A 23,858-nucleotide genomic window follows, 5' to 3' on the forward strand; every position below is an offset into this window, starting at 1 on the left:
GGCTGTCATCGGGCAGTGATCCTCTCGGCCGCGCGTGCCGTGATGGCCTTGACCTCCGCCTGGGCCGCCGTCGCGATGCGGTCGGCGCCCGGTTCGGCGTACCAGGGGCGGAGCCGGACCAGGGCGGGCCTGACGCCGGTGGCTAGGAGCAGGGCGGTGCCCTTGGGCAGCGCGCGGATGCGGTCGGCGGGCAGGATGCGCTCCAGGCGGTACGAGGTCGACCGGGACCGTCCCTCCTTGCCCCTGGACCAGCTGACCGTCGACACGTCGTGCTCGCCGACCAGCCGGGAGACCTTCTCCACGAAGTCGGCGTCGTCCAGTCCCGCGCCGAGCAGCTTGATGGTCGCGGCCGACCAGAGCGCGTCCATGCCCGACTCGCCCCAGACCCGTGAGCCCTGGCGGTAACTCTGCAGCAGGGTCACGATGTTGATCCCACGTGAGCCGAAGTGCGAGTACAGGTCGGGGAGGTCGGAGATCCGGCAGACGTTCGCCGCCTCGTCGAGGACCGCGGTCATCGGCGGTTCGAGGCGTCCGCCCATCCGTTCCGCGGCGACGACTCCCGCGCGCAGCACGGAATCCGCGGCCGCCGCGACGACACCGGCCGCCGAGCCGCCGCCGTCCTTGGACAGCAGGTAGAGCGTGTCGCGGGACAGGACGTGCCGGTCGGGGAAGAACTGGGGCAGTGCGGGATCCGGGGTCACCCACGCGGCGATCGCCGGGTCGAGCAGACAGGCCACGCACTGGCGGCTGGTCTCGTAGATCCCGTCCCGGGTCTCCACCGCACCCTGCACGGTGCCCTGCAGCTGGTCCGCGAGCGCCGTCATCCCGGCGTCGCGCAGCAGGTCGACGGGGGTGCGGTCGGCCGGGTCGGCCAGCCAGGCGAGGACCTCCCCGATCGGCCGCCCGCCGCGCTGGGCCGCGTGGAAGAGGGCGGTGAGGGTGTTCTGGGCGGCCGAGATCCAGAAGTCGCGGCGGGAGGCGTCGTCGTTGACCGCGCCGACGAAGTGCCCGGCCAGCCGGCGGGCGCCCTCGATCGTGGCCGCCTCCGCGAGCATGTCCCACCACAGGCCGCGCGGGGTGTGGGCGATGCCCTGGGGGTCGAACGCCCAGACCCGGCCCACCCGTTCGCGTTCCGCCCGCGTCACGCTGTACACGTCCGCCTTGTTCGAGGTCAGCAGCACGCTGCCGCGGGCGCGCAGGACGCGCGGGACCGCGATGCCGGTCGACTTGCCCGCGCGGGGCGCCATCAGATCGAGCTCGACGTCCTCGTAGCTGGAGCGCAGTTCGGGGCCGCGGGGTTCCAGGTTGCCGAGCAGGTTCCCGGTGTCGTCCGGGGTGATCTTCCCCAGCTTGGCCAGCCCCGGCCGCAGTTCGCGGGCCCGCCGCGCGGCGCCCTTGGGCAGCAGGCCGGCCAGTTCCTTGCGGCCGGCGAGACCGGTGGGCGCGGTCAGGCGGCGGCGTACGAGCGCGATCAGGACGGTGATCACCGCCACGACTCCGCCGAAGACCGTGGCCATGCCCGCGGCGAGCGCGGTCGGTGAGGCCGTCGGCCAGAGCGGGCCGGGACCCTCCTTCACCAGGGTCGAGAGGGTGGACAGCGCGAACGGCGGCGGGTGCCAGCCGGCGCCGCTCACCGCCGCGCCCAGTGTTCCGCCCAGCCAGGCGCCGAGGAACATCGTGCCGATGAGGAACGCGGCCCCCGGCACGATCCAGGGGAGGAGGTCCTCCCCGGCTCCGGGTCCGGCCCCGGGTCCCGTCCTGCGTGTGCTGCTCATCTCTGCTCCCCCGTTGATGGTTCTCGCCCCCGCCGCCCCTACCCGTCCCGTCCCGGGGGCGTGGCCCCCGGACCCCCTCCGCGCTCCGCACGGGTCCTCAAACGCCGGACGGGCTGGAATTTCCCCTCTGCCCTCAAGTCCCGGACGGGCCGGAACTTCCCCTCTGCCCTCAAGCCCCGGACGGGCCGAAATGTGGGCCGGGCCCCTTGTGCAGGGACGGCTTGCCCGCCTCCGACCAGCGGGTGTTCGTGTTGTGCAGCGCCCGCTCGGTGTCCGTGATGGACACCTTGATCGGGATGCCGGGGCGCCCGCCCACCTTGATCAGGAAGCGTCCGCGTCCGGGCGGCTCCTCGTTGCCGCCGGTGCTCGCCCAGCCGGGCGGGGACGACCAGGAGGACACGAGCTCGATCTCGCGCTCGGACATGCCGACGATCTCGCCGAGTTCCCGCATCTCCGACCGCGGGAGACCGGCGCAGACGACCATGCCCGCCCGCTCCACGAAGCCCCGCGCCTTCGCCCGGTCGGCCTCGCTGCCGAGTGCCTCGGCGTCCTTCAGCGTGTGGGTGATCTTCGCGTCGCCGAGGCCGAGCGAGCGGTTCAGCCGGGTCAGCGCGTCGATCCGTTCCACGATGCCGGAGGCGGCCCGCAGCGGACGCCACAGCTCGTCGAGGACGGTGAAGAACCAGCGCTGCGGAGCGAGCCCGGCGTCCGCGAGGGCGTGCGCCGCGGCCACCGTGCCGAGCCCGTCCGACCAGGCCGCGAGCATCGCGGCGGCCGTGAGCTGGGTGTCCGCCTCGCCGATCCGGGAGATGTCCACGCAGACGGCGGGCGACGCCGGGTCGATCCGGGTGGAGGTCTCGTCGGCGAAGGTGTCGCCGAGCGGGCCGTCGAGCACGCCGAGCAGCGAGCGGTGCAGCGGGTCCACGGCCTCCTGGTAGCGGGCCACGTTCCCGCGGTCCAGCGTCACCGCGCGGACCCGGTCGGGACCCTCGTCCAGCACCTTCAGCAGATCCGGCAGCAGCGGTGCCCGCCCCGGCTTCGTACGCTCCGCGAGATGGTGCAGACAGGCGGACAGCACCGACTGTTCGTGGTCGTCCATCGGACGCCCGCGCACGATGGTGATCAGCGCCGCGACCATGTTGAGCACCCGGCCGTGCGCCTCCGCGGCCAGGATCCGGCCGCGCTCGCCGCCGATCCGGGCCGCCGCCTCGCCCATCGCGCCCGGGTCGAGGACGTTGATGCCGCCGACCCCGCGCCCGATGGAGATCACCTGGCCGCCCAGCGCCCGCACGGTGTCGGCGTAGTCGGGCTTCAGGTCGCCGAGGACCAGCGGCGTGATGCCCGTCGCGGACATCCCGATCAGCATGCGGTTGACCAGGGTCGACTTGCCGAGGCCCGGCATGCCGAGCATGAACAGCGACGGGTTGGAGATGTAACGGGCCCGGGTGAACCAGGAGATGGGGTCGCCGCACACCGTCGCTCCGGTGTGCAGGTGCTGTCCGAGCGGGACCCCGGTCATCGGCGCGCCGGAGCCGGCCGCGAACGGCCACAGCCCGCACGCCTGCACGGTGGTCGCGCGCCACAGCGCGGGCGGGTCGACGTGCCCGACCTGGCCGCCCGCGGGGCCGTACCAGCCGCGCGGCGGCGCGGTGAGCGGGCTCCCCTGCATCTGCTGCCTGCTCACAGTGCCTCCCTGATCTGGTACGGGACGAGGGTGTGCTCCCACGGGAGCAGGCCGACCGGCAGCGTGCAGGTGAAGGCGGCGGCCTGCATGCGGTCGGCGGGGCGCATCAGGATGCGGGACGAGGCCTGGAGGTTGCGCACGGTGATGCCCGCGTCCTGCAGCTGTTCCTCGTCGTCCACGGTGACCGTCACCATCAGCGAGAACTCCACGAGCCCCGCGCCCGCCGCCTCCTCGGCCGCGGTCTGCTCGGCGGCCTGCATCTCCGAACTGGCCCGCGCCTGGACGAGACCGCGCTTCGAGCCCGCCATGAAGTGCGCGGTGCGCCGGTCGGACTCGACGATGCGGGCCGAGGTCGCCGGGTCGATGGGCCGGTAGATCAGGGAGACCCGCTTGCGCCGGGTGCCCGGAGCCGGTTCGAGGAGCCCGCGCAGCACGCTGGAGCGGACGGTGCCGCGCGGCGCGAGCGTCAGCATCCAGGTGCGCGAGACACCCGAGTCGTGCTTGTACGAGGTGACGGTCTCCACGGCCGCGGCCGGGCCCGCGTCGGCCCACTCCACCCCGGTCGTGGCGTGCTCGGCGCGGGCGCTGAGCACGTCGGGGGCGATGGCGGGGTCGTACGCCACCCGGACGATCTCGGCGAGCCGGTCGGCCGCCAGCGGGTAGGCGCTGCCGCCGCCCGCCGCGACCAGGCCGGACAGCAGTCCGGGCAGCCGCATCGACAGATCGGTGACGATGTCGTCCGTGCCGCGCTTGGGGCCGCCCGTCGGACCGTAGGTCAGGGCGATGTACGTGTGCATCTCGGAGGACGCCGACGGATAGCGCTCGACGACCTCCTCCATCACGGCGCGCGCGGCGGCCGGCGCGTCGGGGGAGATCCGGGGGAGCACCTCGGCCGCGAGCCGGGTCCCGGTGTCGGGGGCGGTCTCCACGACCACCTGGGCGCCGCGCAGGCCCGGCTCGTGCGAGAGCCGCGCGAGCCAGTCGCCCCAGGAGGCCACCCAGATGTCGACCTGGGAGGGGTCGACCAGCGAACCGCCGTCCGGTTCACAGGCCAGGACCACCGTGTACAGGCCGCGGCCCGGGTGGTGCAGCACGCCGAAGGGGCGGTTGTAGGCGTCGCGGCCCTCGTGCATCCGGGTGCGCGCGAGCAGTCCGGGCGGCTGGTAGCGGCCGCCGGGGCGCTTGGACAGCGGCCCGGAGAGGTAGGTGTGCGAGCCGGACGACTTGCGCCGCGCCCAGCCGACGCGGATCGCGAGGACCTGGTAGACGTTGCGGCCGTCGACCGTGCGCAGCGCCAGCGGGGCGAGGAACAGCCCGACCGGCACCAGTACGACGATCGCGGCGCTCAGCGAGACCAGCGAAGCCAGCAGCGCCACCAGCAGTCCGCCGAAGGCGACGACGGTGCCGAGCAGACCCAGCGGACCGAGTCCGGGACGGCGGGGCCTGCGCCAGTTCCCGTACGTGGGACGCGTCATGGCGTCGGTGGACATGGGGTTCCTTCTTCCGGCTCGAAGCGCTGGATACGTGACTGGGTGGGGTTCCGGGGCGGCGGCCGGCCCTGTGACGGCGGCCCGCGCACCACCCCGGAACTCCCGGAGCCCGGTGGCTCCTCGGCCTCCCGGCCGTTACTGGTTGTGGCCCTTCATCCCGTCGTTGTCGTTCAGGGAGTTGGCTACCTCGCTGGCCGCCGCGACACCGGTCTGCACGGCGACCGCCGCTGCCTGCACGGCGAGGGTCGCGCCGCCGGTGGCCGCGCCCGCGGCGGCCGCACCACCCGCGGCCGCCGCGCCGCCGGCCGCACCGGCACCGCCCGCACCGCCGCTCGCGGAGGTTCCGGCACCCGCGGACGGCGAGCCCTGCGGACCGGGGGCGCCGCCGCCCCCGCCGCCCCCGGCACCGCCCGCGGCGATGCTGACGGCGCCGGTGGCGACGTTGTTGACCGCGTTCAGGGTGACCGTGCCGCCCGAGGTGCCGCCCAGTGCCGCCGTCGCCGGGACGATCAGCTTGAGCAGGGCGGGCAGGGCGAACACCGCCATGATCAGCATGCCCATGCCGGCGATGGTCTGGTCGAGTTTCTTGGTGTCCTGGGTCATCGACGTGGCCGAGTAGATGATCAGCGCGGCCGCCGGTTTGTACAGCAGCCAGGCCGAGAGCCAGCCGATGTGCTTCTTCCACCAGCCCTCGCCCCACCCGGTCATGGAGGAGACCGCGGCCAGCGGCAGTGTGCCGACGAGCATGATCAGGACGCCGATGCGGATGTACATCAGACAGATCTGCACGAAGCTCGACAGCATCACCAGCAGACCGAAGACGATGATGAGGCCCGGCTGTTCGAGGGCCAGCACACCGAGCATCTCGGACGCCGGCTTGCCGAGATTGGCCCTTCTGTACACGTCCTCCGCGTACAGGTCGGAGGCACGGGTGAGCGCCTGGACCACCGGCACGGCGACCGCTCCGACGAGGATGACCTTCCACATTCCGAGGAACGCCTGCTTCATCGGCTGGCCCTTGCGGTCCAGCGCCATGCGGATCGCCGCGATCAGCAGCGAGGCCACGGCCACGTAGCCGACGAGCCAGTCCACCTCCGTGTTGATCTTGGCGATGGGTCCGGAGGAGTCTTCCAGGTTGACGTCCAGCCACACGCCGTTGAGCGCTTTGAGCACTTCCGAGGTCGCGTCGCCGATCGCCTTGGCGAAGGCCACGACGGCACCGTCGGTGAGCTGGGAGCCGACCTCGTCGATCACGCAGTCGTACACCCGCCAGGAACAAGCCATCTCACGCCTCCCAGGTGACGAAGCCCTTGGTGCCGCTGACCTGCGACACGCCCGAATAGACGGTCCCGTCGGCGTCGGGCGCGAGTTTCCAGTCGCCGTCCAGCCAGCGCAGCGTCACCGACGCGGTGCCGTAGGAGTCCTTGCCGGAGACCCGCACCACGAACATCACGGTCGACTTCTCCTTGTCGTACGACAGGACGGTGAAGCCGGCGTAGCCACCCCCGTCCGCCTCGCCCGAGGTCGGCCTGTCGCCCGCCGCGGTACGGCTCGCGACGAGCGCGTCGCGGCCCGCGCCGGGGACGACCTGCCGGTCGACGACCTCGCGCCAGCCCGGGAAGCTCAGATGGTCGGTGATGGTGTGGGCGGCCATGACGGAGCCCATCGGCGTGTGGGCGAAGCAGGACCAGACCGGTCCGTCGAACGTGAGCGGGCCCACCGTCTTCGAGACCGGCACCAGGCCCGTCCCGTCGGCCTTCCACGTGAAGTCCTTCGGGACCCGGGTGGGCTTGGCCTGGTCGCTGTCGTCGGTGCGGCAGCCGGCGGGACGGGTGTCCGGCCGGCCGCCGCGGTCCCGGTCCGCGTCCGCGGACGGGGTGGGCCTGTCGTCGCCCGAGGCGTCCGCGGGCGTCCCGTTGCCTCCGCTGAGCATCGTGACGCCGGCGAGCACGAGCAGCACCAGCAGGAACCCGGCCGACAGGACCCAGCTCCGCTGCTGCCAGAACGGCTGTTCCCACTCCCCGCTGCCCCCTTGGGGACGGCCGGAGTTCAGCATGGTTGCGCTCCCTTCGCTCAGGCTCTGACGCGGAGTCGGTCAGGCGAAGACGAAGGTGACGACGGGGCCCGCGGTGGCCACCAGGACACAGCCGCCGAGCACCATGCCGAGGCGGCCCATGTGCTCCGAGCCCTCGCCGCGGCGCATCGAGATCGCCATCATGGCGCCGGTGATGAGCACACCCGCGACGCCCGCCGCGGTGCCGGCCCAGGCGAGGATGCCGAGGACGGTGTCGACCTTGCCGGTCAGCGCGCCCGGCGCGTTCCGGTCGGGGTCGGGGACCTTGCCGTCCGCCAGGTAGACGTACTGGTGGGCCTTGGCTGCTATCGCCTTGAACATGGTTTCTCCCCGATGTGGCCGGCCGTTCGCGCGACACGTCCGGGACGGACGCGGAACCCGCCGGGTCTGAGCGGCACTTGCTCGGTACGAGCGGTACGTGCTTGCTGCGAGCGGTACTTGGGGGCGGTGAAGATCCGTGGGACGCCCCGTGTTTCCCGGTGCACAGTGAGCTTGGCGACTCCCGTGGGCCGGGGCCAAGCGATGTAGGAGACCAGCACCTGTCGGTGACGTGTCCGTGACACACGGGAAGAGACCGTCACGAAAGGCGAGGTGGGAGGCGCGGAAAGAGCCGAGGCGCCATCAGACGTGATGGCGCCTCGGAAGATCTCCGCGACGCGCGCGGGCGTCGGGCGGGGTCCGGCGGCGGCCGGCGGACGGCACGCGGGCGTTTACCGGGCGGGCGTCCGCCGGGCGGTGGACGGTCTCCGCCGGACGACCTCTGTCGGGCGGTGGACGGTCTCCGCCGGACGACCTCTGTCGGGCGGTGGACGGTCTCCGCGGACGGCGTCTGCCGCACGGCCTCCGCGGGGCGGTGGGCCGCCTTGCCGGGCGGCGGGCGGCTCAGAGCACGAAACCGACGATCGGTCCCGCCGTGGCTCCGATCACGCAGGCGCCCAGCACCATCAGGAACTGGCTCAAGTGCTCCTCGAACTCACCTGTCTTGACGGCCAGGGCCATGCGGGACCCCACCATCATCAGGCCTGCCACACCGGCGGCCGTGACGAGCCAGGCGATGATGCCGAGGACCTTGTCGAGCTGATCGGTGACGCCCGCGGTCACGGCCAGCTGGGTGGCGGCGAGCGTGTGCAGGGTGTTCACGGCGCGGTCCTTCCCGTCAGGCGGGCCAGGGAGGCGGCCTCGCGCGGCAGCGGTCCGGTGAGGTCACCGGTGCGCCACGCGGGCATCCACGGCACCCGGTAGACGTCGACGACCGAGTTGATCACCTTGATGCGCTGGGCGAGCTGACGCGGCAGCCGGCCGGGTGCGTCCGCGACCAGGACGATGGCGTCGAGATCGAGTCCCGGCGGCGCGTCGCCCCGGCGGAAGATGTCGAGGGTGTGCGACACGGCGTCCAGACCGGCCGCGTGCGTACGGCCGACGAGCAGGACCGAGGCCGGATCGCCCCGGTCCGGCCGGGGCCAGTCGCGGCCCGCGTCATGGCCGCCGAAGACGGTGGCGAGCGTGGAGGAGCCCGCTCCGCCGTGCGTGGCGACCCAGGAGAACTGCCGTGCCTGTACGACGGGTCGGTGGTCCTCCTCGTACCGCCGCGACGGCTGTTCCGGTTCTCCGACCGCCCCGCGTATCCATATCTCGGGGCCGTCCGGCCCGTTCCCGTACGGCGCCGCGCCGTCGCCCGCGTGCGACGGTGCTCCCTCGCTCCCGCGCGCGGCCACCCTCTCGTTCGTCCGCATCGCCACCCCCTCGATCCCCTGCATGGGTGCTCTCTCCTCCTCGTCGGTCCACCGATCCTCCCGGCGCCGGGAGGAATTGGGTAACGGGGCGTGAGTTCCTGGGACGAGTCTGTGACGCCGTGGTGACGCGGGAATCGGGTGGGAACCGAGAGACTCGACTTCATGTACACGACCGGAACATGAGGCTGAGGGGGGCCGATGTCCAACGGGGGCGGATCCACCATGACCTGGGTGGTCGGCGGCTGCCTGGCCGCCGTGATGGTGCCGCTGGTCATGATGGTCGCGGTGAGCGGGGCGTCGAGCGAGGAGGACCCGGGATCGGGCTCGGGCGCGGGCGGGGGACTGAAGGACGGTGCCGTGCCCGCGAGTTACGTTCCCTGGGTGCTCAAGGCGGGAGCCATGTGCGACGTCATCAAGCCGGCGGTCGTCGCCGCGCAGATCGAGGCCGAGTCGGGATGGAACCCCAACGCCCGTTCTCCGGTGGGAGCCGAGGGCCTGTCGCAGTTCATGCCGGGGACCTGGCCGAACTGGGGCAAGGACGACGACGGCAACGGCCGGGCCTCTCCGTACGATCCCGGTGACGCGATCATGGCCCAGGGACGTTACGACTGTGCCCTCGCCAAGACGGTCGAGGGGTACAAGAACCGCGGCGAGGCGAGCGGCGAGACCCTCGACCTCGCGCTCGCGGCGTACAACGCGGGCCCCGGAGCGGTGCACCAGTACCACGGCATGCCGCCGTACACCGAGACCCGCAACTACGTCGCCCGCATCAAGTCCCTGATACCCAAGTACGAGTCGGTGGACGATCCGCCGGGCAAGATCCCCGCCGGGCAGGAGCTGGCGATGCCGCTCTCCGGCCACCCGCGCATCACCTCGCCGTACGGCATGCGCATGCACCCGATCAAGCACGTCTACAAGCTGCACACCGGCATCGACTTCGCCGCGCCGCTGGGGACGCCGTTCAAGGCGGCCCGGGACGGCGTCGTCACCTTCGCGGGCTGGTCCAACGGATACGGAAACCGCGTGGTCATCTCGCACGGGACCATCAACGGGGACAGGATCTCGACGACTTACAACCACATGCGGACCCGTCCCGAGGTGAGCGTCGGCCAGCACGTGCGGGTCGGCCAGAGAGTCGGCGAGGTGGGCTCCACCGGCCTCTCGACCGGACCGCACGCGCACTTCGAGGTCATGCAGAACGACAAGTACGTGGACCCGGCCCCCTGGCTGGGACTGAAGTGAGGAGGGAGGCGAGGATGAGGACGACACGGACGGGTACGGACACCGGCACGCGGGTGGACGCGGGTGACGCGGGTACGGACGGGCGTACGGCGGCCCGTGCCGGGACGGGCCGGAGGACGTTCGCCGCGCTGGCGGTCGTGTCCGTGACCGGGGTCCTGGCGTTGACGGGCTGTGGTCTGCGGGATCATCGTGATGACGTGGGCGCGCCGGGTTCGTCGTCCTCCGCGGTGCCGTCCGTGGCGCCGAAGGCGCCCCTCCCGTCGGGCAGGCCGCTGGACGCGGACGCACACGTGCCGAGCCCGTCGGGTGTCGACGGGACGGACGCGACGGAAGTATCGGAGGCGTGGGCGGAGGTGGCGTACGGCTATGACACGAAGTACGACTACGGCCCCCACGACGCCGTGCTGCGTTCCACCCGCTGGTTCACCCCGGCCAAGGCCGCGGCCGAGCGGTCGTACCACCCCGCGAGCGGGGCGGGCGCCGCGTGGAACACCTGGGCCGGTCACCGGGCCTGGACCACGGTGACCGTGACCGCGGACGACGACGCCGACGGCCCCGCCGACACGGCCGTCCTGGCCTACCGCGCCCTCTTCGTGGAGGGCACGGCGCACGGCCGCGACGGCTGGACGGGCACGGGTCCGCGCGCGAACGTCTACCTCAAACTCACCCGGGCGGGTGGCGGCCGGCCGTGGCGCGTCGCCGAGGTGGAGACCGTGGAGGCGGCGGACCCGCTTCCCTCGTCGTCAACCTCCGAGCCCGCGCTCCCGCCCTCGACGTCGGCCTCGCCCACGGCGCCGATGATGTCCTCGAACCCGTCCTCGACCACCCCTTCGTGAGGGAACCGATGTCTCGACTCAGCCGCGAACAGAAGCGGGAACTCAAGCGGCAGCGCTCGGCGGCCGGTGCCGGAGGGCAGCAGGCCACCGGGATGACGCCGATCGAGGTGCACGTACCGGCGTCGGCGGACGCGGCGACCGGGGCCGTGACGCCCGGTGCCGCGGGAGCTCCGAGCTGTGCCACGGTCGGCGGGATGCCGGTCGTGGCCGCGCCCGGCGAGACGGTCCAGGGCGCGATCCTGAACTACCTCCACCGGCTCGCCCTCGCCACCGGCCACCCGGTCCTCGCCAGCATCCACGACGAACGCATCGGCTACGTCGTACCGCTCCAGGTGCACGTCGACGGTTCCAGCCGCTACACGGCGGAGCCGGCACGCGTGGCACCGCCCGCGCAGCCGCAGCCGCAGTCGCAGCCGCAGTCGCAGTCGCAGTCGCACGAGCGGCGTCCGCACCTTCCGGCCCAGGAACACCGGCACTCCCCGGCCGAGGGCCACTCCCGGCCCCCGGCCGGGAACTTCACCGAGCCCCCGGCCCAGGAGCGCCGCCCGCAGCCGCCGGCTCCGGAACACCGGCCGCAGCCGCCCGCCCAGGAGCGCCGGCACTTCGAGGCCGAGGAGCACCCGCGGCAGCCGGCCCAGGCGTACCGCCCGCAGCCCCAGGCTCCGGAGCGGCTCCCGCAGCCGCCGGCCCAGCGGCGTCCGGAGCAGCCGGCTCCGCCGCTTCCGCCCGTCCCGGTGTCCCCCGAGGTCCCGGCACAGGCTCCGGAGGCACCGGCCGTTCCGCGCCGGGACAAGGCGACGTACGTCCTGCGCGCGGTACCGGAGCCGAACGCGCGACCGGTCCCGGGACCGGAGGGCGGAACCTCCTCGCCCCCGGCGACGCCCGCGCCCGAACACCCGCCCACGACACCACCCGCCCCTGAGCCGCCGGTCCGCCCGGAGTCCGGGCCCGCGCCCGTGCCGGTGCACAGGCCGGAGCCTGCGGTGACGGCCGAGTTCGTGCCGCAGCCCGCCCCCGAGTCGCTGGTCCGCCCGGAGTCCCGGCCCGCGCCCGCGCCGGTGCGCGGGCCGGAACCTGCGGTGACCGCCGAGTTCGTGCCGCAGCCGCAGCCCGCGCCGACGGCATCCCCGGAATTCGCTCCCGCCCCGGCGGCGCCGCCCGCGCCCGAGCCGGCCGGCGCCGCGGTGTCCGCCCCGACGGGGGAGTTCGGCCCGGCTCCGGTGACCGGACCTGCCCCGGAGCCGATGGTGACGGCGGAGTTCGTGCCGCAGCCGATGCCCGAGCCGCCGGTTCGTCCCGAGTACAGGCCCGCACCCGCACCCGCACCCGCGCCGGTGCGGGGGCCGGAGCCGGCGGTGACCGCCGAGTTCGTGCCGCAGCCGCAGCCGCAGCCCGTGCGCGAGGCGCCGGTGTCCCCGGAATCCGCTCCCGCTCCCGCGGCGGTGTCCGAGCCGGTCGCCCCGGCGGACTCCGGCGGGTTCGCCGGTACGGGGGCCGCCCCGGCCCCGGACCAGGTGCCCGCGGCCGAGCCCGTCGCGCCCGGCACTCCCACGCCGTCCACCTTCGTGCTGCGGGCGGTACCGGAACCGAGGCCGCTGCCCGGGGCCGCGTCGACGCGTGTCCTGCGGGCGGTGCCCGAGTCGGCCGGCGCCGCGGTGTCCGCCCCGACGGGGGAGTTCGGCCCGGCTCCGGTGACCGGACCCGCCCCGGAACCGGAGCCCGCCCCCGAGGCGCGGGCCTCCGCTCCGGAGCGCAAGCCCGCTCCCGCGATGGAGGCCCTGTCGCTGCTGGGGTCGGAGCCGGACCCGGACCCGGACCCGGACCCGAAGCCCACTCCCGCCCGCGGCTTCGACGCCGTCGCCGAGGCGGTGCTCGCGCCGAGTTCCCAGGAGCCGGCCGCGCAGGGGGACCCCGCGTCGGCGTTCCTCGCGGAGCCCGTCGCCCGGATCAACGAGGCCGTGAAGATGGGCCGCATCGAGGCCGCCGCGGGCATGGCCGAGCGCGCCGTCGCGGAGGCGGCGCGGTCGCTGGGCCAGGAACACCCCGAGGTGCTGAAGCTGCGGGAACTGACCGCGTACATCGCCTACCTGGCCGGTGACGCGCTCAGGTCGTTCCACCTGTCGCTGGATCTCGCGAGGGTCCGCAGGCGCCACCGGGACAGCGGGGCCGCCTACGGCAACGTCCAGAGCGCGGCCGCCGCGTGGCGCGCGGTCCGCGATCCCCTCCAGGGCCTGCACCTCGGGCGCGACCTGATCGGGCTGTGGGCCGAGCTCGCGGCCGACGACGGTCCCGCCGCCGACGACCTCGAACAGCTCGAGTCGGCCCGGACCCGCATGGTCCGCCTCGCGGAACGCGCCCGCGCCGCCGCGGACAACCCCTACAACAGGACGCCCCGCGCCCACGGTGAGTGAGGAGCGGCGCGGCCGGGACGGAACCCGCGCCGCGCCGCCGCGTCCCCGGTGCCGGCGTCCCCGGTGTCAGTGGACGCAGAACTCGTTTCCCTCGGGGTCCGTCATCACGACCCACGCGCCCGCGGGTTCCGCCACCTCCCGCAGCACGCTCGCCCCCAGCGACGTCAGCCGCTCCACCTCCCCGGCACGGCGCCCCTCGCCGGGGTGCAGATCGAGGTGGAGCCGGTTCTTGCCCGTCTTGGGCTCGGGAACCCGCTGGAAGAGCAGGCGCCGCCCGAGGCCGGTGCCGCGTTCCTCGTCGTACGGGTCCTCGGGATGCCGTACGGCGATCAGGTCCCGGAAGGCCGGGCGGCCGTGGAAGTCGACGGTGGCCCCGGCCGGCAGGGCGCCGAGCCCCAGCAGCCGCTCGATGAAGGCGCTGTTGTCCTCGACCGTGTAACCGAGCGCGGCCGACCAGAAGTCGGCCTGCGCGTGCGGATCGGCGGAGTCGATGACGAGCTTCCAGTGGACGGGTGCGGGCGCGGGCACGGGAGTCGGCGTCATGGAGCCACTCATAGTGGTTCCACGACCGGGCGGGCAAGGTCACTCGCCGGGGCCGGCCCTCATGCCGTACGAGGACGGGCCCGGACGGTCCGCCCCGACCGGGGCCGCCCGCCCGTCACGAGGTGCCGGGCGAACCCGCCGGACCGGCGGACACGACGGCACCCGCGACTGCTCCGGCGGTACCCGCGGCGACGCCGGCGACTCCCGCGACTCCGCCGGGGACGGGGACGGTGTCCACGGCGGCCGTCGCGGCCCCGGCCGCGCGGGCCGCCTCCCGCAGCGCCCGCGCGCCCCGCCGCGCGGCGCGCAGCGCGTCGAAGGTCAGGAGCGACAGCGCGAGCCACACCAGCGCGAACCCGGCCCACCGCTCGGCCGGCATGGCCTCGTGGAAGTAGAGGATGCCGAGGAGGAACTGGAACACGGGGGCCATGTACTGGAGCAGGCCCAGGGTGGACAGCGGCACCCGGATCGCGGCGGCGCCGAAGCAGATGAGGGGGACCGCGGTGACCACGCCGGTCGCCGCGAGCAGCGCCGCGTGCCCCGGTCCCTGCGTGGTGAACGTCGCGTCGCCCCGCGAGCCCAGCCACAGCAGGTACACCAGCGCCGGCAGGAACTGGATCGCGCTCTCGGCGGCGAGCGATTCGAGGCCGCCGAGGTTGACCTTCTTCTTCACCAGGCCGTACGTGGCGAAGGAGAAGGCGAGGCAGAGGGAGATCCACGGCGGCTGGCCGTAGCCGATCGTCAGCACGAGGACGGCCGCGGCGCCGACGCCCACGGCGGCCCACTGCACCGGCCGCAGCCGCTCCTTGAGGAGCAGCACGCCCATCGCGATGGTGACCAGGGGGTTGATGAAGTAGCCGAGGGACGCCTCGACCACGTGCCCGGAGTTGACCGCCCAGATGTAGACGCCCCAGTTGACGGTGATGACCGCCGCCGCGACCGTGATCAGCGCGAGCTTGCGCGGCTGCCGCAGCAGCTCGCCCGCCCAGGACCAGCGCCGCATCGCCAGCAGGACGATCCCGACCACCGCCAGGGACCACACCATCCGGTGGGCGAGGATCTCGACCGCCCCCGCGGGCTTCATCAGCGGCCAGAAGAGGGGGACGAGCCCCCACATCCCGTACGCCGCGAAGCCGTTCAGCAGACCTGTGCGCTGCTCGCTCCTCGACTTCCCGGCCACCGGCGTCTCCTTCTCCCACGGTCTCGGACGCCTGTCGCGTCCCGCGTTCCGGAGTTCCCGGCGGTCGGGAAACTTCCGTGCATCGTGAAGCAAGGTAGCGCCTGTACCCCTGCCTGTCATGCCCGTATCGCCATACGGTCATGACAGGCAGGGGTGCGCGGGACGGGCGCCCGGAGCCCGCGGGAACGTCGGGCCCGGTCCGCCGGGAGGTCAGCCCTTCAGCGCCGCCGCGACGGACTCGGCGATCGGAGTGGTCGGACGGCCCGTGAGGCGGGACAGGTCGCCGGTGGTGACGGCCAGCTCGCCCTTCTCGATGGAGACGTCGACGCCCGCGAGGATCCCGGCGAAGGCCTCGGGCAGCCCGGCCCCGGTCAGGATGGAGGCGAGGGCCTCGGGGGAGACGGCGTTGTAGGCGATCTCCTTGCCGGTCTGCCGACTCAGCTCGGCGGCGTACTCGGCGAAGCCCCACGCCTCGTCGCCGCTCAGCTCGTACGTCTTGTTCTCGTGTCCCTCGCCGGTCAGCACCGCGACCGCGGCGGCCGCGTAGTCGGCGCGCGAGGCGGAGGCGACCCGGCCCTCGCCGGCGGCCTGGACGACGGCTTCGTGCGCGAGCACCGGGGCCAGGTTCTCGGTGTAGTTCTCGTGGTACCAGGCGTTGCGCAGCAGCGTGTAGGGCAGTCCGGAGGCGAGCAGGACCTCCTCGGTGGCGCGGTGGTCGTCGGCCAGCGCGGCCGTCAGGCCCCCGGGGGCGCTGGTGTAGGCGAGCAGGGAGACCCCGGCGGCCTTCGCCGCGTCGATGACGACCCGGTGCTGCTGGACGCGGCCCTTGTCGAACTCGTTGCCCGAGATCAGCAGCACCTTGTCACCGGCGGCGAACAGGCCGTCGAAGGTCTCGGGCGTGTTGTAGTCGGCGACCGCGAGCCGTACGCCGCGGGCCGCGAGGTCGGCGGCCTTGGACTCGTCCCGCACGACGGCGGTGATCTGCTCGGCGGGGACCTTCTCCAGCAGCTGCTCGACCACGTGACGGCCGAGGTGTCCGGTGGCTCCGGTGACGACGATGCTCATGGCGTACATCTCCTTGTGGGGTGCGGATGCACTCACCCTAGGAGCTGCACTAACTGTTGGAAAGTACCCACCTTGAAGTAAGGTACTGATATGGCCGTAAGCATCAAGGCAGCGGACGGGTACGACGCCGGCGAGGCGATGTGCCCCTACCGCCTGGTCCTCGAACACGTCACCAGCCGCTGGGGCGTCCTCGTCCTGATCGAGCTCCTGGAGCGTTCGTACCGCTTCAGCGAGCTGCGCCGGGCGATCGGCAGGGTCGGGAAGGGGGTCAGCGAGAAGATGCTCACCCAGACCCTGCAGACCCTGGAGCGCGACGGGCTCGTCCACCGCGACGCCAAGCCGGTCATCCCGCCGCGCGTCGACTACTCCCTGACCGACCTGGGCCGCGAGGCCGCCGAGCAGGTGCGGTCGCTGGCGCTGTGGACCAACGAGCGCATGGCCGACGTGGAGAAGGCCCGCAGCGCGTACGACGAGGCCCGGGGACTCGGGCCCCGGGCCTCGTAGAACCGTTCTCGGACGGGGTCAGCCGACGACCGTCCAGGTGTCGCCGCCGGCGAGGAGGGCGGCGAGGTCGCCCTTGCCGTTCTGTTCGACGGCGGCGTCGAGCTGGTCGGCCATCTGGGTGTCGTAGACCGGCCGGTCGACCGACCGGAACACGCCGATGGGGGTGTGGTGCAGGGTGTCGGGGTCGGCGAGCCGGGACAGCGCGAACGCGGTGGTCGGGGACGCGGTGCGGGCGTCGTGCACCAGGACCTGGGAGGCGTTGTCGTCGGTGACGGTGACGACCTTCAGGTCGCCGGTGGCCGCGTCCCGTACGACGCCGCGCGCACCGTCGGCGCCGAAGCGGATGGGCTGTCCGTGTTCGAGGCGGATGACGGCTTCCTCGGCCTGCTGGCGGTCCTTGAGGGCCTCGAAGGCGCCGTCGTTGAAGATGTTGCAGTTCTGGTAGATCTCCACCAGGGCGGTGCCGGGGTGGGCGGCGGCCTGGCGCAGCACGTCGGTGAGGTGTTTACGGTCGGAGTCGATGGTGCGGGCCACGAAGGAGGCTTCCGCGCCGATGGCCAGGGACACCGGGTTGAAGGGTGCGTCCAGGGAGCCCATGGGCGTGGACTTGGTGATCTTCCCGATCTCGGAGGTGGGGGAGTACTGGCCCTTGGTGAGTCCGTAGATGCGGTTGTTGAAGAGCAGGATCTTCAGGTTCACGTTGCGGCGCAGGGCGTGGATGAGGTGGTTGCCGCCGATGGACAGGGCGTCGCCGTCACCGGTGACGACCCACACGGACAGGTCCCGGCGCGAGGAGGCGAGCCCCGTGGCGATCGCGGGGGCGCGGCCGTGGATGGAGTGCATCCCGTAGGTGTTCATGTAGTACGGGAAGCGGGAGGAGCAGCCGATGCCCGAGACGAAGACGATGTTCTCCTTCGCCAGGCCGAGTTCGGGCATGAAGCCCTGGACGGCGGCGAGGATCGCGTAGTCACCGCAGCCGGGGCACCAGCGCACTTCCTGATCGGACTTGAAGTCCTTCATGGACTGCCTGGCCTCGGCCTTGGGGACGAGCGAGAGCGCCTCGATCGTGCCCGGGCCTTCCGTTGACGTGTCAGCCATCGATGGCCTCCTTGAGAGCCGTGGCGAGTTGCTCGGCCTTGAAGGGCATGCCGTTGACCTGGTTGTAGGAGTGCGCGTCCACCAGGTATCTGGCCCGCACCAGGGTGGCGAGCTGACCGAGGTTCATCTCGGGGATCACCACCTTGTCGTAACGCCCCAGCACCGCGCCGAGGTTGCGCGGGAAGGGGTTGAGGTGGCGCAGATGGGCCTGGGCGATGTGCTCCCCGGCGGTGCGCAGCCGGCGGACCGCCGCGGTGATGGGCCCGTACGTCGAACCCCAGCCGAGTACGAGCGTGCGCGCGTTGCCCGTGAGGTCGTCGACTTCCAGGTCCGGCACGTCGATGCCGTCGATCTTGGCCTGCCGGGTGCGGACCATGAAGTCGTGGTTGGCGGGGTCGTAGGAGATGTTGCCGCTGCCGTCCTGCTTCTCGATGCCGCCGATGCGGTGCTCCAGGCCCGGGGTTCCGGGAATGGCCCAGGGGCGGGCGAGGGTGTGCGGGTCGCGCTTGTAGGGCCAGAACACCTCGGTGCCGTCGTCCAGGGTGTGATTGGGCCCCTGGGCGAACTGCACGCGCAGGTCTGGCAGTTCGTCCACCTCGGGGATGCGCCAGGGCTCGGAGCCGTTGGCCAGGTAGCCGTCGGAGAGCAGCAGGACGGGGGTGCGGTACGTCAGCGCGATCCGGGCCGCCTCCAACGCCGCGTCGAAACAGTCGGCCGGGGTTCTCGGCGCGACGATCGGCACCGGCGCCTCGCCGTTGCGCCCGTACATGGCCTGCAGCAGATCGGCCTGCTCGGTCTTGGTCGGCAGCCCGGTCGAGGGTCCGCCGCGCTGGATGTCGACGACGAGCAGGGGCAGTTCGAGGGAGACGGCGAGCCCGATCGTCTCGCTCTTGAGGGCGACACCCGGACCGGAGGTCGTCGTCACCGCCAGCGAGCCGCCGAACGCCGCGCCCAGCGCCGCGCCGATGCCCGCGATCTCGTCCTCGGCCTGGAAGGTGCGTACCCCGAAGTTCTTGTGCTTGCTCAGCTCGTGCAGGATGTCGGAGGCCGGGGTGATGGGGTAGGAGCCCAGGTAGAGCGGCAGATCCGCCTGCTTCGACGCCGCGACCAGACCGTACGACAGCGCCAGGTTCCCGGAGATGTTGCGGTAGGTGCCGGTCGGGAAGGTCTTCGAGGCCGGCGCGATCTCGTAGGAGACGGCGAAGTCCTCGGTCGTCTCGCCGAAGTTCCAGCCGGCCCGGAACGCGGCGAGGTTGGCGGCCGCGATGTCGGGTTTCTTGGCGAACTTGGTCCGCAGGAACTTCTCGGTGCCCTCGGTCGGCCGGTGGTACATCCACGACAACAACCCGAGCGCGAACATGTTCTTGGAGCGCTCGGCCTCCTTGCGGGAGAGCTCGAAGTCCTTCAGCGCCTCCACCGTCATCGTCGTGAGCGGGACGGGATGGACGTTGTAGCCGTCCAGCGAACCGTCCTCCAGCGGGCTGGCCGTGTAGCCGACCTTCTGCATCGCCCGTTTGGTGAACTCGTCCGTGTTGACGATGATCTCGGCGCCGCGCGGCACGTCGGCGATGTTCGCCCTCAGGGCCGCCGGGTTCATGGCCACGAGGACGTTGGGCGCGTCGCCGGGCGTGAGGATGTCGTGGTCGGCGAAGTGCAGCTGGAAGCTGGACACGCCCGGCAGGGTGCCCGCGGGCGCGCGGATCTCGGCGGGGAAGTTCGGCAGGGTCGAGAGGTCGTTGCCGAAGGAGGCGGTCTCCGATGTAAAGCGGTCGCCGGTGAGCTGCATACCGTCACCCGAGTCCCCCGCGAACCGGATGATGACCCGGTCGAGCCGACGGACGTCCTTCGCCCCCGGCGGTTTGCGCTGTTCTCCTACGACGGCTTCGTCGGCCTGTTCCGTTGGGCTGCTGACCTTGCTCGTCACTGAACTGGACCTCCTTTGAGGCGGCTGTCCGGGAGTGGCCTTCCCGCAGACCCTTCCTTTTCCAACCCTACGTCGGTAAGGGTCGCCTTCCTTCGGCCATTCGCATGATGGACGCCGTTCCGAGACGTCCTGATATGCTTATTTGTTATGATTTTTCTGCCGTCGGGCCCTTCTCCGAGAGACCTCCCCCCGCTCGCCCTCCGGTCCCGCTCGGCAACTGACAGCCTGTCAGTGCCGTCAGGAATTCAGGTATGTGAGGACAGCCAGAACGCGCCGGTGATCCCCGTCGCTTTGTGACAAGCCGAGCTTCTGGAAGATGTTGCTGACGTGCTTCTCGACGGCACCGTCACTGACCACCAGCTGACGGGCGACGGCGGAGTTCGTCCGGCCCTCGGCCATGAGCCCGAGGACCTCCCGCTCCCTGGGCGTCAGCCCGGCCAGTACGTCCTGCTTGCGGCTGCGGCCCAGCAGCTGCGCCACGACCTCCGGGTCGAGCGCGGTACCCCCCTGGGCCACCCGTACCACCGCGTCCACGAACTCGCGCACCTCGGCGACCCGGTCCTTGAGCAGATAGCCGACGCCACGGCTCGAACCGGCCAGCAGCTCGGTGGCGTAACGCTCCTCCACGTACTGTGACAGCACGAGCACGCCGAGTCCCGGATGGGCCTTGCGCAGCTGCACGGCGGCCCGCACGCCTTCGTCGGTGTGCGTCGGCGGCATCCGTACGTCCGCGACGACGACGTCCGGCAGCGCGTCCCGCGCCGCGAACTCGGTGATGGTCCTGATCAGCGCGTCGCCGTCCCCGACCCCTGCCACGACATCGTGCCCGCGGTCGGTCAGCAACCGGGTCAGGCCCTCCCTGAGCAGCACTGAATCCTCGGCGATGACCACCCGCACCCTGTCCTCCACGATTCCTCGGCCCCCCAGAGCCCACCCCGGCCGCCCCCGGTCCCGCCGGGTTCGTGCCCGCTCGTACGACAGGCCCCAGCATTCCAGCATTCGGATCCGGCCGCGCCCGGGCGGCGTGAAGAAGAGGGGTCCTGGAGGGGGTCTGGACCGGGCCTGGACAGGCCCGGAAGGGTGCTGCTCGAAGGGTTGGTTCTTTCTGTTCCGGCCGCCCGGCTGTTCCCCGGCGGCCCCGTCCGGGCCTCGCGCCCTGATCACGCGCCCGGGCCCCGCGCCCGGACCGCCTCTTCGGGGCGGGTGCGGCTGTCCCGCGGGGTACCGCGCGGCGGGCCGCCCCGAGGGCATTCCCCGGTGGGGTACGCGGCGCGGGCAGCCGGCCGCACGCGGAGGCCCCGGCGCACCCCGCCGGGGCATCCGCGTGCGTGCGCGGGGCGTCTCAGCCCCGCCAGGGCAGCTCCGCGGTGACGCGGGTGGGACCGGCCACCGGCGAGTCCACCACCAGGATCCCGTCCACCGCGTCGAGCCGTTCCGCGAGCCCCGCCAGGCCCGACCCCCCGGAGACACCGGCCCCGCCGACCCCGTTGTCGCAGACCTGGATCATCAGCCGGTTCTCCACCCGCCACACGTCCACGCTCGCCCGCGTCGCACGGGAGTGCTTGCTGATGTTCTGCAGCAGCTCGGAGACGGTGAAGTAGGCGATCCCCTCGATCGCGGGCGCCGGCCGCGCCGCCAGGTCCACCTCGACCTGCACCGGCACCGTGCACCGCGAGGCCACCGCGGACAGCGCGGCGTCGAGCCCGCGGTCGGTCAGCACCGCCGGATGGATACCGCGTGCGAGGTCCCGCAGCTCCTGCAGCGCCGTCTTGACCTCGCCGTGCGCCTCGTCCACCATCCGGGCCGCGGCCTCGGGGTCCTCGGCCAGCTTCTCCTTGGCGAGCCCCAGGTCCATCGCGAGGTTGACGAGCCGGGCCTGCGCCCCGTCGTGCAGGTCGCGCTCGATGCGGCGCAGATCGGCGGCGGCCGTGTCGACCACCACCCCCCGGTCCGACTCCAGCTCCACCACGCGCGTGGCCAGCCGCGAGGGGCCGAGCAGCCCGCGCACCATCAGCCGGTCCACGGTCGTCAGCGCCCGCACGATCCAGGGGGTCGCCATCGTGAAGAGCAGCCCCACCAGCGCGGTCACCGTGATCTCGAACGGGTTGTCCAGGTAGATCGAGTGCGTGTCGTCGCCGTACAGCTGCAGTCCGTCCTGGCCGCCGTACATCGGGAAGACCCAGAACCACAGCGGATACGTCAGCAGGGCCCATCCGTACGCCCAGAAGTTCAGCGCGACGACGAAGGAGAACACCGACCACGGGAACTGGACCACCGCGTACAGCAGGTGCCGCCACGACGCGCCGCTCTTGAGCACGGCGCCCATCCACGCCATCGCCCCGTGCTTCCTCGTCCTCAGCGGCTCGGGCTCGGCCACCTCCACACCGAGCAGCCCGCGCGCCCGCGCCCGCTCCAGCGAGCCGAGGCCGCGGCAGCCGGCCAGCGCGGCGGCGAGCACCGGAACGCCCAGGAAGGTGATCAGCAGGCCCGCGCCGAGCGAGACCATCGTGACGGCGAACGTGAACATGAGGATCCCGAGCGGCAGGCCCAGCATCACATAGCCGAACTCGCGCCAGCTGCGCGCCTCGAACGGCGCCCGCAGCGGCGCCGGGAGGCGGTGCCGCCACCCGTCGGCGCCCGCCCCGCGGAATCCGGACCCGCCGCGGTGCCCGTATCCGTGTCCGTACTCCGTGGCCATCGGTCCGTCCGTTCTCTCGTCTCGTCCTGCGCCTCGGCTTCTTCCGCGCGGCGACTCGTTCCGCGCGTCGGCTGCTTCCTCAAGCCTGCCGTCCGGGAGGCCCGCCGGACATGGAGCGGATCGGCGTCTTGGGCGGGGGGTTTTCCCTACCCCGACGGGCCGGCGCCGGGCCCCGCGAACGGGCGGGGGCCGACGCCGGCCCGTCGGGGCGGGCCCCGCGAACGGGCGAGGGCCCGGGACCGGGGACCACCGCTCGGGGTCCTCGCTCCCGGGCCCTCCACGCGCGGCCCGTCGGCCGGGGCCTCCTTCGAGTGAACCCCGGGCTCCTCGCGGCGCTTACCGCACGGGCTCGTTCTGGCGGTCCCGCCACGGCAGTTCGGCCGTGATGACCGTCGGGCCGCCCACCGGCGAATCGACCACGAACAGTCCGTCCACCGCGCCGAGCCGGTCCGCGAGCCCCGCCATGCCCGTACCGCCGTCGACACCGGCCCCGCCGCGGCCGTCGTCCCGGACCTGGATGAGCAGACGGTCGTCCGTCCGCCAGACGTCGACCGACGCGGACCTCGCCCCGCTGTGCTTGCTGACGTTCTGGAGCAGTTCGGAGACGGTGAAGTACGCGATGCCCTCGATGGCGGCGGCCGGCCGCGTCTGAAGTTCGGTGGTCACCTTCACCGGCACGGTGCACCGCGAGGCGATCGAGGACAGGGCGGCGTCCAGCCCCCGGTCGGTGAGGACCGCCGGGTGGATGCCCCGGGCCAGATCGCGCAGCTCCTGAAGGGCGAGCTTCACCTCGCCGTGCGCCTCGTCGACCATCGACGCCGCGGCGTCGGGGTCCTCCAGGAGCTTCTCCTTCGCCAGGCCGAGCCCCATCGCGAGGTTGACGAGCCGGGCCTGTGCCCCGTCGTGCAGGTCGCGCTCGATGCGGCGCAGATCGGCGGCGGCCGTGTCGACCACCACCCCCCGGTCCGACTCCAGCTCGGCTATGCGCCGCTCCAGCTCGTCGGAGGGCGACAGCAGCCCGCGCACCAACGCCCGGTCCACGTTCGTCAGCCCGCGCGCGATGAACGGCAGCACCGGCCACAGCACGAACAACGACACGAGCGTGATCGTGAAGGTGGCGATGCCCCAGGGAAGCCGTATGAGGTCGTACAGCACCGCCCGCCAGCCCACCGGGTCCTTCAGGCTCGACCACAGCCAGCCGAAGAAGCCGGTCCGGCGCACCGGCAACGGGCTCGGCTCGTCGATCCGCAGCCCCAGCAGCCGCCGTGCCCGTGCCCGCTCCAGCTTGCCCAGCTGCCGCGAACCCCGCAGCCCGGCCGCGAGCAGCGGCAGTCCGACGACGGTCACGGCGAGCCCCGCGCCCGTGGCGAGCATCGTCACCACGTACACGAACCCGATGATCGAGGCCGGCAGGTTCACCAGGAGATGGGAGATCTCCTTCCAGGTCACCGGGTCCAGGGCGGGGCGTACGGCGGGCGGCCGGTCACCGTCGGACGGGCCGTCCGACGGACCGGCGGGCATGATGCGTTCGGTCATATCCGCTACCCTGCCCGGCGGCGCGCCGCCGCGCCATGAGGTGGGCCGCCGCGATGCACTGGGGA

Annotated in this window: 20 protein-coding genes; 4 read left to right on the forward strand and 16 right to left on the reverse strand. The window is 72.7% G+C overall.

From position 1 onward, the window contains the following. Positions 1 to 5: 5 nt before the first annotated feature. From ACICHK_RS23295 to ACICHK_RS23330, 8 genes are all read right to left on the reverse strand, one after another. Positions 6 to 1,775: a type IV secretory system conjugative DNA transfer family protein gene (locus tag ACICHK_RS23295; protein WP_406838413.1), complete on the reverse strand. Its 1,770-nt coding sequence runs from the start codon at positions 1,773 to 1,775 to the stop codon at positions 6 to 8. A 169-nt stretch (positions 1,776 to 1,944) separates the two neighbouring features. After that, positions 1,945 to 3,444: an ATP/GTP-binding protein gene (locus ACICHK_RS23300; RefSeq protein ID WP_406841297.1), complete on the reverse strand. Its 1,500-nt coding sequence runs from the start codon at positions 3,442 to 3,444 to the stop codon at positions 1,945 to 1,947. A gap of 11 nt (positions 3,445 to 3,455) precedes the next feature. After that, positions 3,456 to 4,949 carry an SCO6880 family protein gene (locus ACICHK_RS23305; protein WP_406838414.1) on the reverse strand — a complete coding sequence of 498 codons (1,494 nt, stop codon included), beginning with the start codon at positions 4,947 to 4,949 and terminating at the stop codon, positions 3,456 to 3,458. A gap of 135 nt (positions 4,950 to 5,084) precedes the next feature. After that, positions 5,085 to 6,233, reverse strand: a complete 1,149-nt coding sequence (locus tag ACICHK_RS23310) for a hypothetical protein (RefSeq protein ID WP_406838415.1) — start codon at positions 6,231 to 6,233, stop codon at positions 5,085 to 5,087. Between the two features lies 1 nt (position 6,234). Beyond that, positions 6,235 to 7,005 carry a hypothetical protein gene (locus ACICHK_RS23315; RefSeq protein ID WP_151473556.1) on the reverse strand — a complete coding sequence of 257 codons (771 nt, stop codon included), beginning with the start codon at positions 7,003 to 7,005 and terminating at the stop codon, positions 6,235 to 6,237. A 39-nt stretch (positions 7,006 to 7,044) separates the two neighbouring features. Next, the gene (locus ACICHK_RS23320; protein WP_151473555.1) at positions 7,045 to 7,344 is read right to left on the reverse strand and encodes a hypothetical protein; all 300 of its coding nucleotides are present in this window, start codon (positions 7,342 to 7,344) and stop codon (positions 7,045 to 7,047) included. 561 nt (positions 7,345 to 7,905) lie between these two features. Further along, positions 7,906 to 8,163: a hypothetical protein gene (locus ACICHK_RS23325; RefSeq protein WP_406838416.1), complete on the reverse strand. Its 258-nt coding sequence runs from the start codon at positions 8,161 to 8,163 to the stop codon at positions 7,906 to 7,908. Next, the gene (locus ACICHK_RS23330) at positions 8,160 to 8,780 is read right to left on the reverse strand and encodes a hypothetical protein (protein WP_406838417.1); all 621 of its coding nucleotides are present in this window, start codon (positions 8,778 to 8,780) and stop codon (positions 8,160 to 8,162) included. The genes ACICHK_RS23325 and ACICHK_RS23330 overlap by 4 nt, the downstream gene beginning before the upstream one ends. Before the next feature lie 198 nt (positions 8,781 to 8,978). Between ACICHK_RS23330 and ACICHK_RS23335 the strand changes: the two genes are divergently transcribed. The 3 genes from ACICHK_RS23335 to ACICHK_RS23345 are packed head-to-tail and all read left to right on the forward strand — an operon-like array spanning position 8,979 to position 13,245. After that, the gene (locus tag ACICHK_RS23335) at positions 8,979 to 9,998 is read left to right on the forward strand and encodes a peptidoglycan DD-metalloendopeptidase family protein (RefSeq protein WP_406838418.1); all 1,020 of its coding nucleotides are present in this window, start codon (positions 8,979 to 8,981) and stop codon (positions 9,996 to 9,998) included. Positions 9,999 to 10,012: 14 nt separating this feature from the next. Then, entirely contained in the window at positions 10,013 to 10,834 is an 822-nt protein-coding gene (locus ACICHK_RS23340; protein WP_406838419.1) for a hypothetical protein, read from the forward strand. 8 nt (positions 10,835 to 10,842) lie between these two features. Beyond that, positions 10,843 to 13,245 (forward strand): hypothetical protein, encoded by a 2,403-nt coding sequence (locus ACICHK_RS23345; RefSeq protein WP_406838420.1) that lies wholly within the window; start codon positions 10,843 to 10,845, stop codon positions 13,243 to 13,245. 66 nt (positions 13,246 to 13,311) lie between these two features. Here the strand turns inward: ACICHK_RS23345 and ACICHK_RS23350 are convergent, their stop codons facing one another. From ACICHK_RS23350 to ACICHK_RS23360, 3 genes are all read right to left on the reverse strand, one after another. Further along, complete coding sequence (locus ACICHK_RS23350) at positions 13,312 to 13,788, reverse strand: VOC family protein (RefSeq protein ID WP_151473551.1); 477 nt, start codon at positions 13,786 to 13,788, stop codon at positions 13,312 to 13,314. Between the two features lie 115 nt (positions 13,789 to 13,903). After that, the gene (gene rarD / locus ACICHK_RS23355) at positions 13,904 to 14,968 is read right to left on the reverse strand and encodes an EamA family transporter RarD (protein WP_406838421.1); all 1,065 of its coding nucleotides are present in this window, start codon (positions 14,966 to 14,968) and stop codon (positions 13,904 to 13,906) included. 210 nt (positions 14,969 to 15,178) lie between these two features. Then, positions 15,179 to 16,033: an SDR family oxidoreductase gene (locus tag ACICHK_RS23360; protein ID WP_406838422.1), complete on the reverse strand. Its 855-nt coding sequence runs from the start codon at positions 16,031 to 16,033 to the stop codon at positions 15,179 to 15,181. Positions 16,034 to 16,123: 90 nt separating this feature from the next. Between ACICHK_RS23360 and ACICHK_RS23365 the strand changes: the two genes are divergently transcribed. Beyond that, complete coding sequence (locus ACICHK_RS23365; protein WP_406838423.1) at positions 16,124 to 16,537, forward strand: winged helix-turn-helix transcriptional regulator; 414 nt, start codon at positions 16,124 to 16,126, stop codon at positions 16,535 to 16,537. 18 nt (positions 16,538 to 16,555) lie between these two features. Here ACICHK_RS23365 and ACICHK_RS23370 read toward each other — a convergent pair whose 3' ends face one another. The 5 genes from ACICHK_RS23370 to ACICHK_RS23390 all read right to left on the reverse strand — a co-directional run bounded on the left by ACICHK_RS23370 (position 16,556) and on the right by ACICHK_RS23390 (position 23,793). Next, on the reverse strand, positions 16,556 to 17,635 hold the full coding sequence (locus tag ACICHK_RS23370) for a 2-oxoacid:ferredoxin oxidoreductase subunit beta (protein WP_406838424.1): 1,080 nt from the start codon (positions 17,633 to 17,635) through the stop codon (positions 16,556 to 16,558). Beyond that, positions 17,628 to 19,559 carry a 2-oxoacid:acceptor oxidoreductase subunit alpha gene (locus ACICHK_RS23375; protein WP_151473546.1) on the reverse strand — a complete coding sequence of 644 codons (1,932 nt, stop codon included), beginning with the start codon at positions 19,557 to 19,559 and terminating at the stop codon, positions 17,628 to 17,630. The genes ACICHK_RS23370 and ACICHK_RS23375 overlap by 8 nt, the downstream gene beginning before the upstream one ends. Before the next feature lie 237 nt (positions 19,560 to 19,796). Continuing rightward, positions 19,797 to 20,456 (reverse strand): LuxR C-terminal-related transcriptional regulator, encoded by a 660-nt coding sequence (locus ACICHK_RS23380; protein WP_406841298.1) that lies wholly within the window; start codon positions 20,454 to 20,456, stop codon positions 19,797 to 19,799. A gap of 445 nt (positions 20,457 to 20,901) precedes the next feature. Continuing rightward, the gene (locus ACICHK_RS23385; RefSeq protein ID WP_406838425.1) at positions 20,902 to 22,257 is read right to left on the reverse strand and encodes a sensor histidine kinase; all 1,356 of its coding nucleotides are present in this window, start codon (positions 22,255 to 22,257) and stop codon (positions 20,902 to 20,904) included. Between the two features lie 336 nt (positions 22,258 to 22,593). Next, complete coding sequence (locus ACICHK_RS23390; RefSeq protein WP_406838426.1) at positions 22,594 to 23,793, reverse strand: sensor histidine kinase; 1,200 nt, start codon at positions 23,791 to 23,793, stop codon at positions 22,594 to 22,596. Positions 23,794 to 23,858 lie beyond the last annotated feature (65 nt).

The sequence above is a fragment of the Streptomyces sp. AHU1 genome (assembly GCF_045343905.1).
Classification (GTDB): domain Bacteria; phylum Actinomycetota; class Actinomycetes; order Streptomycetales; family Streptomycetaceae; genus Streptomyces; species Streptomyces triticiradicis.

What these genes read in the sequence shown, in the direction of transcription:
- ACICHK_RS23295 (WP_406838413.1), bottom strand. Translation starts at nt 1,775, where the DNA reads ATGAGCAGCACACGCAGGACGGGACCCGGGGCCGGACCCGGAGCCGGG.
- ACICHK_RS23300 (WP_406841297.1), bottom strand. Translation starts at nt 3,444, where the DNA reads ATGCAGGGGAGCCCGCTCACCGCGCCGCCGCGCGGCTGGTACGGCCCC.
- ACICHK_RS23305 (WP_406838414.1), bottom strand. Translation starts at nt 4,949, where the DNA reads ATGTCCACCGACGCCATGACGCGTCCCACGTACGGGAACTGGCGCAGG.
- ACICHK_RS23310 (WP_406838415.1), bottom strand. Translation starts at nt 6,233, where the DNA reads ATGGCTTGTTCCTGGCGGGTGTACGACTGCGTGATCGACGAGGTCGGC.
- ACICHK_RS23315 (WP_151473556.1), bottom strand. Translation starts at nt 7,005, where the DNA reads ATGCTGAACTCCGGCCGTCCCCAAGGGGGCAGCGGGGAGTGGGAACAG.
- ACICHK_RS23320 (WP_151473555.1), bottom strand. Translation starts at nt 7,344, where the DNA reads ATGTTCAAGGCGATAGCAGCCAAGGCCCACCAGTACGTCTACCTGGCG.
- ACICHK_RS23330 (WP_406838417.1), bottom strand. Translation starts at nt 8,780, where the DNA reads ATGCAGGGGATCGAGGGGGTGGCGATGCGGACGAACGAGAGGGTGGCC.
- ACICHK_RS23335 (WP_406838418.1), top strand. Translation starts at nt 8,979, where the DNA reads ATGACCTGGGTGGTCGGCGGCTGCCTGGCCGCCGTGATGGTGCCGCTG.
- ACICHK_RS23340 (WP_406838419.1), top strand. Translation starts at nt 10,013, where the DNA reads ATGAGGACGACACGGACGGGTACGGACACCGGCACGCGGGTGGACGCG.
- ACICHK_RS23345 (WP_406838420.1), top strand. Translation starts at nt 10,843, where the DNA reads ATGTCTCGACTCAGCCGCGAACAGAAGCGGGAACTCAAGCGGCAGCGC.
- ACICHK_RS23350 (WP_151473551.1), bottom strand. Translation starts at nt 13,788, where the DNA reads ATGACGCCGACTCCCGTGCCCGCGCCCGCACCCGTCCACTGGAAGCTC.
- ACICHK_RS23360 (WP_406838422.1), bottom strand. Translation starts at nt 16,033, where the DNA reads ATGAGCATCGTCGTCACCGGAGCCACCGGACACCTCGGCCGTCACGTG.
- ACICHK_RS23365 (WP_406838423.1), top strand. Translation starts at nt 16,124, where the DNA reads ATGGCCGTAAGCATCAAGGCAGCGGACGGGTACGACGCCGGCGAGGCG.
- ACICHK_RS23370 (WP_406838424.1), bottom strand. Translation starts at nt 17,635, where the DNA reads ATGGCTGACACGTCAACGGAAGGCCCGGGCACGATCGAGGCGCTCTCG.
- ACICHK_RS23385 (WP_406838425.1), bottom strand. Translation starts at nt 22,257, where the DNA reads ATGGCCACGGAGTACGGACACGGATACGGGCACCGCGGCGGGTCCGGA.
- ACICHK_RS23390 (WP_406838426.1), bottom strand. Translation starts at nt 23,793, where the DNA reads ATGACCGAACGCATCATGCCCGCCGGTCCGTCGGACGGCCCGTCCGAC.